The 15,481-nt window shown below is 41.4% G+C and carries 13 protein-coding genes; 12 read left to right on the plus strand and 1 reads right to left on the minus strand.

Annotation, left to right across the window (positions count from 1 at the left end):
* The first annotated feature begins 1 nt into the window (after window position 1).
* The 8 genes from MUO14_RS16155 to MUO14_RS16185 all read left to right on the plus strand — a co-directional run bounded on the left by MUO14_RS16155 (window position 2) and on the right by MUO14_RS16185 (window position 9,704).
* Window positions 2–1,171: a CamS family sex pheromone protein gene (locus MUO14_RS16155; protein WP_244751635.1), complete on the plus strand. Its 1,170-nt coding sequence runs from the start codon at window positions 2–4 to the stop codon at window positions 1,169–1,171.
* A gap of 353 nt (window positions 1,172–1,524) precedes the next feature.
* Window positions 1,525–3,075, plus strand: coding sequence for an L-glutamate gamma-semialdehyde dehydrogenase (gene pruA / locus MUO14_RS16160; RefSeq protein ID WP_244751636.1), 1,551 nt, complete (start codon window positions 1,525–1,527; stop codon window positions 3,073–3,075).
* A gap of 366 nt (window positions 3,076–3,441) precedes the next feature.
* Window positions 3,442–3,570, plus strand: a complete 129-nt coding sequence (locus MUO14_RS24380; RefSeq protein WP_255822127.1) for a hypothetical protein — start codon at window positions 3,442–3,444, stop codon at window positions 3,568–3,570.
* A gap of 6 nt (window positions 3,571–3,576) precedes the next feature.
* The gene (gene putP, locus MUO14_RS16165) at window positions 3,577–5,088 is read left to right on the plus strand and encodes a sodium/proline symporter PutP (protein ID WP_244751637.1); all 1,512 of its coding nucleotides are present in this window, start codon (window positions 3,577–3,579) and stop codon (window positions 5,086–5,088) included.
* A gap of 227 nt (window positions 5,089–5,315) precedes the next feature.
* The gene (gene gatC, locus MUO14_RS16170; protein ID WP_244751638.1) at window positions 5,316–5,606 is read left to right on the plus strand and encodes an Asp-tRNA(Asn)/Glu-tRNA(Gln) amidotransferase subunit GatC; all 291 of its coding nucleotides are present in this window, start codon (window positions 5,316–5,318) and stop codon (window positions 5,604–5,606) included.
* 15 nt (window positions 5,607–5,621) lie between these two features.
* A complete protein-coding gene (gene gatA / locus MUO14_RS16175) occupies window positions 5,622–7,094 on the plus strand; it encodes an Asp-tRNA(Asn)/Glu-tRNA(Gln) amidotransferase subunit GatA (RefSeq protein ID WP_244751639.1) in 1,473 nt (490 codons plus the stop codon).
* Window positions 7,091–8,521, plus strand: coding sequence for an Asp-tRNA(Asn)/Glu-tRNA(Gln) amidotransferase subunit GatB (gene gatB, locus MUO14_RS16180; RefSeq protein WP_244751640.1), 1,431 nt, complete (start codon window positions 7,091–7,093; stop codon window positions 8,519–8,521). The genes gatA and gatB overlap by 4 nt, the downstream gene beginning before the upstream one ends.
* 247 nt (window positions 8,522–8,768) lie before the next feature.
* Window positions 8,769–9,704 carry a diacylglycerol kinase gene (locus MUO14_RS16185; protein WP_244751641.1) on the plus strand — a complete coding sequence of 312 codons (936 nt, stop codon included), beginning with the start codon at window positions 8,769–8,771 and terminating at the stop codon, window positions 9,702–9,704.
* A 183-nt stretch (window positions 9,705–9,887) separates the two neighbouring features.
* Here MUO14_RS16185 and MUO14_RS16190 read toward each other — a convergent pair whose 3' ends face one another.
* Window positions 9,888–10,853 (minus strand): nuclease-related domain-containing protein, encoded by a 966-nt coding sequence (locus tag MUO14_RS16190; RefSeq protein ID WP_244751642.1) that lies wholly within the window; start codon window positions 10,851–10,853, stop codon window positions 9,888–9,890.
* Between the two features lie 324 nt (window positions 10,854–11,177).
* Here MUO14_RS16190 and rlmD point away from each other — a divergent pair, with 324 nt between their 5' ends.
* The 4 genes from rlmD to MUO14_RS16210 all read left to right on the plus strand — a co-directional run bounded on the left by rlmD (window position 11,178) and on the right by MUO14_RS16210 (window position 15,247).
* On the plus strand, window positions 11,178–12,557 hold the full coding sequence (gene rlmD, locus MUO14_RS16195) for a 23S rRNA (uracil(1939)-C(5))-methyltransferase RlmD (protein WP_244751643.1): 1,380 nt from the start codon (window positions 11,178–11,180) through the stop codon (window positions 12,555–12,557).
* A 311-nt stretch (window positions 12,558–12,868) separates the two neighbouring features.
* Complete coding sequence (locus tag MUO14_RS16200) at window positions 12,869–13,105, plus strand: helix-turn-helix transcriptional regulator (protein WP_244755619.1); 237 nt, start codon at window positions 12,869–12,871, stop codon at window positions 13,103–13,105.
* Window positions 13,098–13,451, plus strand: a complete 354-nt coding sequence (locus MUO14_RS16205; protein WP_244751644.1) for a DUF2178 domain-containing protein — start codon at window positions 13,098–13,100, stop codon at window positions 13,449–13,451. Before MUO14_RS16200 ends, MUO14_RS16205 begins: the two co-directional genes overlap by 8 nt.
* 341 nt (window positions 13,452–13,792) lie before the next feature.
* Window positions 13,793–15,247: a polysaccharide deacetylase family protein gene (locus MUO14_RS16210; protein WP_244751645.1), complete on the plus strand. Its 1,455-nt coding sequence runs from the start codon at window positions 13,793–13,795 to the stop codon at window positions 15,245–15,247.
* The last annotated feature ends 234 nt before the right edge of the window (window positions 15,248–15,481 follow it).

Genomic DNA, 15,481 nt, shown 5'->3' on the forward strand with positions numbered 1-15,481 from the left:
AATGAGGAAGCTGCATGCACTATTACTTAGTAGCTTGCTTCTTGTAAGCGCGTGTACACCGGTTTATGATAATACGGATGAAGTCGTTAGAGAAACAAAAGATGAAAGCAATAATCAGTCAGCCATTATACCGAACTATAGTTTATCTGATGATACGTATCGGATGATTTTGACGGAAGATAGTGCAAAGGTTTCTGCAGCACCTGGTGTAACAACAAACCAAATGGATAATCGTTTAGACATAGCAGCATTTGAAAAAGGCTTACGCCGTCATTCCAAGGAATACTATAATCCAGATGATTATTATTTCCAGCCTGGACAGACATTGACAGATGCTGATCTGTTAAGCTGGCTTTCTCGTTATGAAGCGCCAAATAAAGAGAAAGAGGATCCAGGCAACCCTAATGGCCTGAACCCCGAATTAAATGAAGACGGGGCTTCAGAAAAGGATTTCCGTAATAATCCGCGCTATATCTCAAACATTATTGAACAAGATTATCTCGTTCGAAAAAAAGACAACGTCGTCGAAGTCGCGGGTGTCACGATCGGAATTTCTATGAGAACGGTCTATAACTTTACTGTAGACGGTCGGGAATACTCAGAAAACTTATCGACTGATCAATTAGTAGCAAAAGGAAAGGAATATGCTAACACCATTTTAGAGCGGCTCCGTGACAAAAAAGAACTGCAAGGAGTCCCGATTGTTTTTGCTATATTTGAAGAGGAACGAAATAACGCGAAATCACCGGGGAACTTCTTAAGCAAAACCTACGTAGAAGCCTCTGAGAATAAGGTGAGTGATTGGAAAGGAATTAATGAAGATTACGTTCTCTTTCCTTCAGAAGAAGCAGAAGAGGAGCACTTCGATGATTCGAAGTTGTTCTCTGATTTTCGAGTGCAGGTCTCGGATTATTTCCCGGATTTTGTAGGGATGATTGCAAACGGATTTTATATTGATGAAGAACTGAAAAGGGTTAAGATTGATATTCCGATCCAATTCCGATCACAATCTGAGGTTGTAGGATTCACTCAGTATGTATATAGTCTGGTGATGGAAATGTTCGAGGACCATTACGCTATACAAGTGAGAATTAACAGTATGGACCAGCAAGAAAGTTTGATTGTTAAAGAGCCAGGTGAGAAAGAGCCTTTTGTCTATATTTATGATTAAACCGTGCCGCGATGTTATGACAAACATCGCGGTTTTTGTTTCGTAAAATGGAAATATGCAATAAAGTGGTTCTTTCGTGCAATTATTCTTTAAAATGTGAAATAAAACGGTTTTATGTGCAATGAAGCTTTACTTCGTGCAATTATGCCTTGTTTTTGCAGAATTATTTTATTCCATTTATCAAACCCTAAGTCATGAGCAAGCGTGTTGACCTAAAAATGGTTGTTTCCCAAGTGAAAGGGTTTGATGTAAATGGGAAGTTACGATAGAATAACTTGTGGAAACGCTTTAATGTGGTAATTTTCTCATGATTTTACAGCGTCTACCCCATTACATTCAGGAGGTTGTTTAGCATGGTCGTACCTTACAAACATGAACCATTTACTGACTTTAGCGTAGAAGCTAATCGTAAAGCACTAGAAGCCGAGATTAAGAATATCGAGGCTGATCTAGGTAAGGAGTATCCATTAATTATTGGCGGAGAGCGGATTATGACGGACAACAAGATTGAAGTTGTCAATCCGGCTAATAAGAAAGAGGTTATTGGTTATGTTGCAAAGGCGAATCAAGAACTCGCTGAAAAGGCTCATAAAGTTGCCGATGAAACGTTTGATTGGTGGCGCAAGACGAAAGCACAGTTCCGTGCCGATATTTTGTTTCGTGCAGCAGCTATAATTCGTCGGCGTAAGCATGAGTTTACTGCACATCTTGTAAAAGAGGGCGGAAAGCCATGGAAAGAAGCTGATGCTGACACAGCAGAAGCGATCGACTTTATGGAGTATTATGGACGCCAAATGCTTGAAATTGATAAAGGGGCTGAAGTGAACTCCCGTCCTATTGAGAACAACCGTTTCCACTATATCCCTCTCGGTGTCGGGGTTGTAATTTCCCCATGGAACTTCCTGTTCGCTATTATGGCAGGAACAACCGTTGCTTCTATGGTTTCTGGGAACACGGTATTACTTAAACCAGCAAGCTCAACCCCAGTCATTGCTTATAAAATGATGGAAGTGCTTGAAGAAGCAGGGCTTCCAGCTGGTGTTATTAACTATATTCCTGGAAGCGGGAAAGAGGTTGGGGATTATCTTGTTGATCATCCGCGCACTCGTTTTGTCAGCTTCACAGGCTCACGCGACGTTGGGACACGCATTTTTGAACGAGCAGCTAAAGTACAGCCAGGTCAAAAATGGCTGAAGCGCACAATTATCGAAATGGGTGGAAAAGATACCATCGTCGTAGATAAAGACTCTGATCTTGAATTGGCAGCGGATGCGATTACCTATTCCGCCTTTGGATTCTCGGGACAGAAATGTTCGGCATGTTCCCGTGTTGTCGCTCACGAAGAAATATATGATGAGTTGCTTGATAAAGTAGTGACGAAAACAAAAGAATCCGTATCATATGGTGATCCAGGCCAACACGACACGTATATGGGACCGGTAATCGACCAGGCTGCCTATGATAAAATCTTAAGCTATATTAAAATTGGAAAAGACGAAGGGAAGCTGATGGCAGGAGGAAAAGGCAATGACAGTAAAGGATGGTTTATCGAGCCGACTGTATTTGCTGACTTGGAACCAGATGCCCGCCTCATGCAAGAGGAGATCTTCGGCCCTGTTGTTGGTTTTACAAAAGCAAAATCCTTTGACGAGGCGATCGAAATTGCCAATAACACCGATTATGGATTAACAGGTGCAGTGATTACAAACAACCGCGCTCATATTGAAAAAGCACGAGAAGATTTTCAGGTTGGTAACCTGTACTTTAACCGGGGATGTACAGCTGCGATCGTTGGCTACCATCCATTCGGCGGGTTCAATATGTCAGGTACAGACTCTAAAGCTGGCGGGCCAGACTATTTGATTCACCACATGCAAGGAAAAACGACTTCAGAGATGCTTTAAACATGTACACAAAAAAATCTCTTTCTGTCTAATGAACAGAAAGAGATTTTTTAAATATGAATAGGACATAATAAGTAGGTCAAACGATTTGAAGTACATTGGAAAATACAAAGAGCATAACTTTTTTTTATGAAATTTTATGAATAGATATCATCTATATAGTAAATTTTTTTGTATATATGTACTCAGGTTGTATATTTATACATTTTAAAGTTTTTATAACAATTTTTGAAATGTTCGAACAAATATACTATGATATAGTGGTACCTGTGTTTGGCTTTTTCCACTTCTATGCTATTAACACAGGCATTCTGAATTATATAAAAATTGCATAGAAGTGTATAATAAAAATTGGAGGTGACATTCATGTTTGAACTAGCTACTGCAGCAGGGCAATTTTCACTTTCAGGGGCAACATGGTTTTGGTTGTTTGTACCAATGCCGCTATTAATCGTACTATCCATTATTACACTATTTACCGGAAGGAGCGAATAACAAAACATGGGTATAGCAACGTTAATTACCTTTATCGTTTATTTGATTGGTATGCTTCTAATTGGATTTGCCGCATATCGACTAACAAGCAATTTATCTGATTATGTATTAGGTGGTCGTCGTTTAGGACCTGGGGTGGCCGCATTAAGTGCCGGAGCTTCCGATATGAGTGGTTGGCTTATATTAGGTTTACCTGGTGCTATTTATGCATCTGGGCTAGGTGAAGCTTGGATCGGTGTAGGCCTTTCCATTGGTGCATACTTAAACTGGCAGTTTGTGGCACGTCCTCTACGTGTTTATACGGAGGTAGCGAAAGATTCCATTACGGTTCCCGATTTCCTTGAGAATCGTTTCCACGATAACTCCCATATCTTACGTGTTATTTCTGCATTTGTAATCCTTGTATTCTTCACATTCTATACCTCATCTGGAATGGTCGCTGGGGCGAAGCTGTTTGAGGCTGCATTTGAGTTAAGTTATACGCAGGCTTTATGGATTGGTGCAATCGTAACGATTTCTTATACTTTCTTGGGCGGTTTCCTTGCCGTAAGTTGGACGGACTTTGTTCAAGGTATTCTTATGTTTTTAGCCTTGATTGCTGTCCCAATCGTAGCGGTATCTGAACTAGGCGGATGGAATGCTGCAATCGATGCTGTTGGACAAATTGATCCAGCTCACTTGAACATGGTTCAAGGGGTGGGTGCCATGGCCATTATCTCCTCTTTAGCGTGGGGATTAGGTTATTTTGGTCAACCACATATCCTTGTTCGTTTTATGGCCCTGCGTTCTCCGAAAGATGTTCCGAAGGCCCGTTTGATTGGTACAGGTTGGATGGTTATCGGCATGTATGGCGCTATCTTAACAGGTCTATTTGGACTAGCTTTTGTAGCTACACAAGATGTAAGCGGGCTTGAGAGCTTTGGTGTTGAATTAATGAATGAGGGCGGCGTTCAAATGCTGGCTGACTCTGAGAAGATTTTCATTACATTCTCTCAACTTCTTTTCCACCCGGTTATTGCAGGTATTCTACTAGCAGCGATTCTTTCTGCTATCATGAGTACAATTGATTCACAGTTGCTTGTGTCATCTTCTGCACTTGCAGAGGACTTCTACAAAGCGATTTTCCGTAAAAATGCTTCGGAGCGTGAACTTGTATGGATTGGTCGTGTAGCCGTAGCAGCAATTGCCCTTATAGCCGTTTTAATTGCCGGGAATCCGGACAGTTCTGTATTAACGCTGGTCTCCTATGCATGGGCTGGATTCGGTGCCGCATTTGGTCCGACTATCCTTTTATCCCTATTCTGGAAAAACTTTACGAGAAACGGTGCCCTAGCTGGTATGATCGTTGGTGCCGTAACAGTTATTGTATGGGGGGATTTCTTAAGTGGTGGTATTTTTGACCTTTACGAAATGGTTCCAGGTTTCTTATTGAACTTTATTGTAGCGATTGTTGTTAGTATGATGGGTACACCACCTAAAGAAGTGGTAGAAGAATTTGAAGCAGCGAAACAACGTTAAACAATCATTAAGATAGAACTCCTGACTTTGTTAGGAGTTCCTTTTTTTATGTCTGAAAAAGGATATTTTTCATTGGTGTGAATAGGAACGTATACACCCACCTAATTCCAAAGACACCCCGCCTATTTTTGTGTTAAGATAGGGAAGGTGAAAACTGAACTGTTTGCTTATCCATCAAGTCTTTTGGTATGATCATATATTATGTAAGTTCGAATGGAGGTAACGAGATGTCCCGTATTAGTAAAGAAGAAGTCAAGCACGTGGCACACTTGGCACGTCTTTCGATTAATGAGGAAGAGGCCAATACATTTACGAAACAGCTCGACGATATTATTGCATATGCTGAGCAGTTAAATGAGCTCGATACAGAAGGAGTGGAACCAACGACGCACGTCCTTAATCTGCAAAACGTGATGCGTAAAGACGAACCACTGGAATGGATCAAAAAAGAAGACGCACTAAAAAATGCACCGGATCAGCAGGATGGTCAATTTAAAGTACCATCGATTTTGGAATAGGAGGGAAGCATAATTATGGCTTTATTTGACTATACCTTACGTGAGCTTCAAGAGAAGCTACATAACAAAGAAATTACCGTAACCGATCTTGTAGATGAATCCTACCAGCGAATTGAGGAAGTCGATGAGCAAGTGAAGGCTTTCCTTACCTTGAATAAAGAAGAGGCACTTCATCAGGCAGCAGAGCTTGATGCTAAACGCGGTAATGATACGGCGAAGCTATTTGGCCTGCCAATTGGTGTGAAAGATAATATCGTTACTAAAGGCTTGCGTACCACAGCAGCGAGTCAACTGCTCCGTAATCTTGAGGATCCACTCTATGATGCAACAGTTGTCCAAAAGATAAATGAAGCGAAGTCCGTTACAATTGGAAAGTTAAACATGGACGAGTTTGCTATGGGCTCTTCTAATGAGAACTCAAGCTTCACAGCAACACGCAACCCTTGGAATATCGATTACGTACCAGGTGGTTCGAGTGGCGGATCAGCCGCAGCCGTTGCAGCAGGGGAAGTGCCTTTCTCATTAGGTTCAGATACAGGCGGTTCAATTCGCCAGCCGGCAGCTTTCTGCGGCGTTGTCGGATTGAAGCCTACGTATGGCCGTGTATCCCGTTTCGGTTTAATCGCTTTTGCTTCTTCACTCGACCAGATCGGGCCGATTACCCGTACAGTTGAAGACAATGCCTTTTTGCTGGAAACCATCGCTGGACATGACAAGATGGACTCTACTTCTGCTAATGTAGAGGTTCCTAGCTATACGGAAGCTCTGACTGGTGATGTCAAAGGCTTGAAAATTGCTGTTCCTAAAGAGTACCTTGGTGAAGGGGTTACTCCCGAAGTCAAAGAAGCGGTACAAGCTGCGCTTAAGAAGTATGAAGAATTAGGTGCGACATGGGAAGAAGTCTCCTTGCCACACTCGAAGTATGCGGTGTCGACGTACTATCTTATTTCTTCATCTGAGGCTTCTGCTAATTTAGCTCGTTTTGACGGTGTACGTTATGGTGTAAGAAGCGACAATGCCGAGACGATGCTGGATATGTTTAAAAATTCACGCTCAGAAGGATTTGGCAATGAAGTAAAGCGCCGGATTATGCTTGGAACCTTTGCCCTAAGCTCTGGCTATTATGATGCTTACTACAAGAAGGCGCAGCAAGTTCGTACACTGATTAAAAACGATTTTGACAAAGTGCTTGAGAAATATGACGTCATTATTGGACCGACAACACCAACACCAGCTTTTAAAGTTGGCGAAAAAATCGATGATCCATTAACGATGTATGCCAACGATATTCTAACGATTCCAGTCAACCTTGCTGGAGTACCTGGTATTTCTGTGCCATGCGGCTTATCTCCAGATGGATTGCCGATCGGTCTGCAAATCATTGGCCAGCATTTTGACGAAAGCACAGTTTATCGTACGGCACATGCCTTCGAACAGGCGACAGACTTCCATAAACAACGCCCGTCCCTTGGAGGTGCACACTCATGAATTTCGAAACGATCATTGGACTAGAGGTCCATGTTGAACTAAAAACAGACTCCAAAATTTTCAGTCCATCCTCCAACATGTTTGGAGATGAGCCAAACTCGAACGTCAATCCGATTGACCTAGGCTATCCTGGTGTTCTTCCTGTGTTAAATGAAGAAGCCGTGAATTTTGCGATGAAAGCAGCGATGGCACTTAATTGTGAGATTGCAACAGATACGAAGTTTGACCGTAAGAACTACTTTTACCCAGATAACCCGAAAGCTTATCAGATTTCTCAATTTGACCAGCCAATTGGTGAAAATGGCTACATCGATATTGAAGTCGATGGCGTCAAGAAGCGGATTGGAATTACACGTCTGCACATGGAAGAAGATGCCGGTAAATTGACACACAGCGAGGACGGCTATTCTCTTGTTGACTATAACCGTCAAGGAACACCGCTCGTTGAGATCGTCTCCGAGCCAGATATTCGCTCCCCGAAAGAAGCGTATGCGTACCTTGAAGCGTTGAAGAATATCATTCAATATACAGGCGTGTCAGACTGTAAGATGGAAGAGGGTTCACTGCGTTGTGACGCCAACCTTTCCTTACGTCCGATTGGGCAAGAAGAGTTTGGTACGAAGACGGAACTTAAGAACTTGAATTCATTCTCCTTTGTACAAAAAGGCCTCGAGTTCGAAGAGAAGCGTCAGGAAAAAGTTCTACTTACCGGCGGAGAGATTTTACAAGAAACACGACGTTATGATGAACAAACGAAAGAAACGATTCTCATGCGCGTGAAAGAAGGGTCCGACGATTATCGCTATTTCCCTGAACCGGACCTTGTGCCATTGCATATTGATGAAGCCTGGAAGAAGCGAATCTTTGAGCAAATTCCTGAATTGCCTGATGCACGGAAGAAGCGTTACATTGAAGAACTAGAGCTTCCTGCGTATGATGCGATGGTTCTGACGAATAACAAGGAAATGTCGGATTTCTTCGAAGAAACGATTGCAAGTGACGGAGACATTAAACAAGCGTCCAACTGGCTGATGGGTGAAGTTTCAGCTCACATGAATAAGCAGCAAAAAGAATTCAGTGATTTGGCTCTTACACCACAATCACTCGCTAAGCTGACGAAACTGATTGAAGATGGAACGATTTCCTCTAAAATTGCTAAGAAGGTCTTCAGCGAGCTTGTTGAAAAGGGCGGAGACCCAGAGAAAATCGTCAAAGATAAAGGACTCGTCCAAATTTCTGACGAAGGCCAGCTGCGAGAAATTATCACTAAGATTCTCGATGGCAACCAACAATCGATCGAAGATTATAAAAATGGGAAAGACAAAGCACTTGGTTTCCTTGTCGGACAGGTGATGAAGGAAACGAAAGGGCAGGCTAACCCGCCGATGGTTAATAAAATTATCCTTGAAGAAATGGAAAAACGCTAGGAGCCCCTGGCAAAAGCACGCACTAACCTGCGTGCTTTTGTATGGTGATGATGAGGTTCAGCCCCAGACACTCGGGATGGCGTCCTTCAGGGTTGCTCGGTGTTTTAACAGGACGTTTTCATTTTAGTCGAACTTCCTCTAATCGTGTCTACGGGGCTCGCGCTATTCCTAAGAAAAAGTGCTTGCAAATTCTTGAAAAAAAGCTATGATGTAATTTGGAGCATACCTGGATGAAGGAGGGCTTACTATGCAACGTGCCCGAATAATATACAATCCGACATCAGGAAGAGAAGTGATCAGGAAAGTCCTTCCTGACATCCTGCAACGTTTCGAGCAAACTGGCTATGAAACCTCTACACACGCAACAACATGTGCCGGAGATGCAACAAAAGCAGCGCAAATCGCTGTTGACAGAAAGTTTGATGTCGTGGTTGCAGCAGGTGGGGACGGAACGATCAACGAAGTCATTAATGGCGTAGCTGAACAGCCATTCAGACCGAAACTTGGCATTATTCCAGTCGGAACAACAAACGATTTCGCGCGCGCACTTTACGTTCCGCGCAATATTCATAAAGCAGTCGATGTGATTTTACAAGACTATTCAACACCACTTGATATCGGCCGCGTCAACGATCAATATTTCATGAACATCGCAGGCGGAGGGAAGATCACCGAGCTTTCCTACGAAGTCCCTAGTAAACTCAAGACTATGCTTGGACAACTTGCCTATTATTTAAAAGGGATCGAAATGCTGCCATCTGTTAGACCTACTTATGTTGAAATGGAATACGATGGTAAGCTGTATAAAGGCGATATTATGCTGTTTCTCGTGTCGAACACCAACTCTGTAGGTGGCCTTGAAAAGCTTGCACCAAAAGCGAAGATGGACGATGGTTTATTTGATTTAATGATCATTGAGAAGATGAACATCGCTGAATTTGTAAGGCTAGCTACACTTGCCATACAAGGAACACATTTAAACCACCCTAAATTCATTCACACAACCGCAAGCCGAGTGAAAGTGAAGACAGAGGAGAAGATGCAGCTTAACATTGATGGAGAATTTGGCGGACTTCTCCCAGGTGAATTCGTCAATCTCTATAAACACATCGACTTTTTTGTACCAGAAGATAAATTCTCAGATGAGCGCATTATTCATGAAAAGCGGTCATCAGTTGAATAATCTAAAAAGCCATTTCTGCATTTGTATAAATGTGGGGGTGGCTTTTTAACGTCTCTCTGAGAGGAGGGGATAGTTTTCTGGCTTTATGGGTTGAGGATTCTGAAATAACGTTCTATGATTCCGAAATAAGTTGAGGTGATTCTGAAATAATGTGAAGGATTCTTAAATAAATAGCTTGGATTCTCAAATATCAGGTTTTAGCTTATATTTTCGGTCTTTCGTGCGTCCGGAAAAGCTTTGACTATTTTCTAATAAAATCCTTCTCGCTGTGTATTCCGTTTTGATTTCCGCGAACTCCCGGAATTCCACATTAGAGATCTCATTTCCCACAAGAAGTTGAAAATCGCGCAACGCCGCTAAGTGAGCATTCTTCGATTTAAACCCACACCACCCGCAAACCCGGTGGTCTCGCCTACGCTCCATAGGGAACCTTTTGCATTTTTGACATTGAACACCTTTTACTAAATCCTCTATTGTTAAATTAAACTTTTCAAGAATACGGCCGCGATAAGGCGTGTTTTCTTTTTCAAAGCGACTCGCTGCCGTCTTTATTTGGGGGAAATCCCAATACTCCCTGTTAAATATAGATGTTAGACTTGTCACGGATGAGAGAATTTGTTTCGGACGGATGATACGCTTTCTTCGTCCTTCTGGGTCAGGTCCATATGTCTTGATGACTGTCTTGGGATTGGTAACCACCACAAATGAGTGAGTCGGAATCTCAGGGAAATTGAATTGGTCTAGCCACATTTTAAGTTGATAACTTTGGTGTTCTACTTGTAAAAAAGGATCTGGAAATGTTTCTTTTTTGCCCTCAAAAATACGGAAAAGTTGGTGGTGTTCGAAGTCGAAAATAAGTTTTCCCCGAAAATTTTTTACTTCAATAATGAGAAGGAAGAAAGGAGTGAGGACGAGGCAGTCAATTTGAAAGTGTTGGATACCGTCGAAGAGGCGGATGTCCTGGATAACATGGTATTCTTCTGAGTGAAGGTATTGAAGGAAATGGTCGGTGGTAGTTTCTCCAAAGTGGCCGGCCGACCTTATGGCATACTGTTCTTGGACGTCGCTGCGTTTCGAGTGAACAAGGGGCAGGCGCCCAAGTAATGATGCCAGTTGCTTGTGTTGTGTGGTCTCCATTCTTTTTTCCAAAATATATCACGCTCCAATCCTTAATAGTATTCGTTATGTTATAAGAATTTCCTCTATTTTAGCGCCTGAAAACTCCTGTGACCTCAAGGGACACAGGAGTATGATAGTCAATCATATTCCGTTTGAACTTCTTATGGTGGTTCTTTACCAAGAAGGTAATACGACACTTATGAAGGTAGCGCTAGAATAAACATTCCCCCTTTCTGTAGAAATATAAATCCCCGATACAAAACATTTAGATAAAGGAAAACTAGTCGCTTATGATTTTATCCCTTGATATGGTAAACTTTAAACAGCAATGATGAGAAAAGGACGGATCAAACCATGGCCAAACCAAAGCCACCCGTACAGAAAAATGAAACCATTAAACTTACGTTCGAGGACCTCACCCACGAAGGCAGTGGGGTTGGAAAAGTCGACAGCTATCCCCTGTTCGTCCCCTACGGCCTTCCCGGAGAAACCGCTCAAGTCAAAGTGATAAAAGTGAAGAAAAATTTCGGCTTCGGCAAATTGCTAGAGGTCGACAAAACAAGTGAAGATCGAGTGGAGCCCCCTTGTGACGTCTTCTACCAATGCGGCGGCTGTCAGTTGCAGCACATGAGCTACAGCATGCAGCTTGACATGAAACGCAATCAAGTGAAAAACGCTATGAAGAAAATTGGACATCTTGAGCACGTCCCCGTTCACGAAACAATCGGAATGGACGACCCATGGCGCTATCGTAATAAAATACAAATTCCAGTTGGACAGAAGGAAGACGGCCAACTGATGACAGGCTTTTACCAAAAGCGCAGCCATAACATTATCGACATGGACACCTGTGTCATCCAGGATGAAATGAATGACCGCATGGTGGAATCCGTACGACGTATTGCCAGCCGCCTGGGAATTGATGCGTATGACGAAGAATCCCATCGGGGTGTGTTGCGTCACATTATGGTACGCACGGGACAAACGACGAAGGATATCATGATCATCCTCGTAACCCGTACGAAAAAGCTGCCCCATAAAGATGAACTGATCGATCAATTACGTGAAACTTTTCCAAACGTGAAGTCGGTTGTTCATAATGTGAACCCCAATAAGACAAATATCATTTTGGGAAAAGAAACGACCGTTCTATGGGGCGATGAATACATTTACGACACGATTGGTGACGTGAAATTCATGATCTCGCCAAAATCCTTTTACCAAGTCAACCCGACACAAACGAAGAAGCTCTATGATCAAGCATTACAGTATGCTGACTTGCGCGGCGGGGAAACTGTGATCGACGCCTACTGTGGTATCGGCACCATCTCTCTGTTCTTAGCACAAAAGGCGAAGAAAGTTTATGGGGTTGAAATTGTTCCTGAAGCGGTCACTGACGCTAAGAAAAATGCCCGTTTGAATAAGATGGATAACGCTGAATTTTATGTAGGACAAGCCGAAGAAATCATGCCGTGGTGGCGTAACCAAGGATTACGTCCAGACGTGATTGTTGTTGATCCGCCAAGGAAAGGCTGTGATGAGGAGTTGTTGAAAGCCATGCTGGATATGGAGCCGGAGCGGATTGTCTATGTGTCCTGTAATCCATCGACGCTTGCGCGTGATTTGCGTGTGCTTGAGGATGGGGGTTACGAGACGAAAGAGGTTCAGCCTGTTGATATGTTTCCTCAGACGGAACATGTTGAGTGCGTTACCTATTTAACCCCTAAATTATAGGTTTTTATAAAAGAAAAACACGTGAGTGATCACATTTTGACCACTTACGTGTTTTTTCTGTAGATTCAAATTAAAGTCGTACCGTTTAAAACAAAGTTTTACCGTTAGATATGGATTATTGATATTTGAGGATTTTTCTTATTAAGCAATCGGGCCAGATCGTATTGTTGTACAAATAACGAGTTAATAAAGGTTAGATTCCAATCATTTGGGGTCTAACCTAATTTAATCTTTATTTTGTATAACTTTACTTTACTTTTATACAACGATAGTTTACTATGTAAGTATAGTTAAAGAGGAAGGTGTTGAGCTTGAAAGATAAATTTGAGGATTATATTGAAAATAAAGTGTATGAACACAGGGTTTTAAAAAGAATGACACAAAAAGATTTAGCGGACGCTGTCGGTGTATCTAAGCAAACTATATTTGTTATGGAGAAGAATAATTACTCACCTTCTCTTGTTTTAGCTTTTCGAATAGCTGATTTCTTTGACGTAGATGTTAACGATATTTTTACTTATGTGAAAGGAAGTGATCAAAATGAATAATGAGTCTATCTCAGGAAAAATAACACATACACTCTTTGATCCTTTGAGAACCTGGGTGGAAGCGTCAACTGGTAATTGGAATATGCTTATTGTTAGTGGTTTTGTACTGCTTATAGTCGGATTGATTCTGTTCTTTGTATATTTCGTAAAAATGGGTAAAACTGACGAAAGAACAAATAAAATACAATTAAATAGTACCCTCATTATGTTAGTTGTAATAGTTTTGTGTGACGTTATTTTCCCGAAAGACTATATGTGGCAAATTTTCTTCTTATTTAAATATGCTTTTGCATTCATTGCTTCAGGAATATATCTAGCTGTTCGATATAAAAAGGATTTTTCTTAACTAAAGAACTGGCTAAACATGAAAGTTTGATAGTTCCGCAAAACGGGCGCAAATCTTGAATAAGACTTGTGCTCCTTCTTTGTGGAAAGGGCCATTTTGTGGAATAAGAAAGGGTCTATATTCTACATTGATAAGGATCTTCGAAAGTCCCCTTATTCCACCTTTTCTGATTATCAAGACCTAAATTGTAAAAAGTCATAAAAAATAAAGGGCGGTATATATTAGTCATGACTAATTATATACCGCCCTTTTGTGATGTCTTGTTCCTCGGGTTTTACAGATTTGATTTTATGATAAAATAGGATTCTATTAAACTAATAATTAAAAGGAATTGAGCTATCATGATCAAACGTATAAAATTGCCTGCGTGGTTTGTTATTGTTTTGTTGCTTGCTGGAATTACTTTTGGAATAAATCAAGTGGTTGCCAAAGTTTTGGAGGAATCGTCTGAATCAAATGTACCGAAAGAGAAAGTTGTTAGTTCGAGTGTTTATCCCGGTTTGAACATAAAAACGAAGACGAAAGAAACGGACCTCTATACATTATCAGTCAGTCAGCCATATACAGAATTTAATAAAGTTAATAAACCTATTGATGAATGGGTAGATAAACAGAAAAAAGAATTTACATTAGGCATAAAAAAATCGCAAAATATGCTTGAGAAGAATGGTATTCGTGCGCACTTAAATATACAAGCAGAAACGGAAAAACTAGCCGATAAAATCTATACGCTCGAATTACAGGCATATCAGATAACAGGCGGAGCAAACGGAATGACAAAAATGAAGTCATTTGTCATTGATCTGAATCAAAAGAAACTGTTACATCTTGATGATGTTTTTCAGTTGGATGAAAAGGCGATAAAGGACATCCAAAACCTTATTACGGCAGAGTTACACAGCAATCAAAAAATCAGCAGCTATATCTCTGATGACTTGGTAAAGAAAGCCTTAAACACCCCTGAAAAATGGAAGTGGTCTGTCAGCCCTAAGAACGTGACATTTTATTTTGATGAATATGAAATAGCAGCAGGTGCGGCGGGTGCGATAAAAGTGGAAATTCCAATGAAGAAAGTCAAACCGTATCTGAATGAAAAATTTGCCAAAAAAATAGATGTGAAGATCCCTGAAAAAGAAAACAGCAAGGAAGAAGAAGAGCATTCAGAGGACAAGGTGAAACTTGACACGGATGGAAAATATGTCGCGTTGACCTTTGATGATGGTCCTCATCCGGAAGTGACGCCGCGAATTCTGGATACACTAAAAAAGCATGATGCCAAAGCAACATTTTTCATGCTTGGAAGTCAGGTGGAATATTACCCATCCCTTGCCAATAAGGTGGAGGAGGCAGGCCATGAAATTGGAAACCATACGATGAATCATCAGGACTTAACCCTTCTGCAGCCAAGTAAAATTAGGGAAGAGGTCCAGAAATCCAATCGTATTATTGAGAATGCAACCGGCCAAACTTCAACATTATTACGTCCGCCGTATGGTGCATCAAACGGTAATGTAAAACAGGTTGCAAAACATATGGAAACACCAATGGCGATGTGGTCTGTTGATTCGCTTGACTGGAAAAGTCGTAATGCAACAGCGGTAAATGAGGAAGTGATGTCGAATGTTGCACCTGGATCGATTGTGTTACTACATGATATTCATCCTTCAACCGCTGATGCATTGCCGCAACTATTGACCTCCCTGGAGAAGCAGGGCTATCAGATGGTCACTGTTTCACAGCTTCTTGAATTAAGGGAGAAAAAAGGCGTTGGTCCATATTACGGTAAAATAGGTTAGGAAGGAGCGCTAAGCAGTAATAGGGGCAAAGTACTGTTTCATGCTTAGTTCTGTAATGTTTATAATCTGTATGGGAGTTGTCTTTCTCAAACCGCAACTTAGGGAATTTGACAAAAGATGACACTTAACGAGTCGGATGCAAAAAGTCTTTTAATGCTTACAGCTACAAATATTTATAGAGTAAATAGTGGAAATGGAAGTTTTACAAGTGATAACTGTGTAGATGAATTGATA

Origin of the sequence: Halobacillus shinanisalinarum, assembly GCF_022919835.1 — a bacterium.
Classification (GTDB): Bacteria; Bacillota; Bacilli; order Bacillales; family Halobacillaceae; genus Halobacillus_A; species Halobacillus_A shinanisalinarum.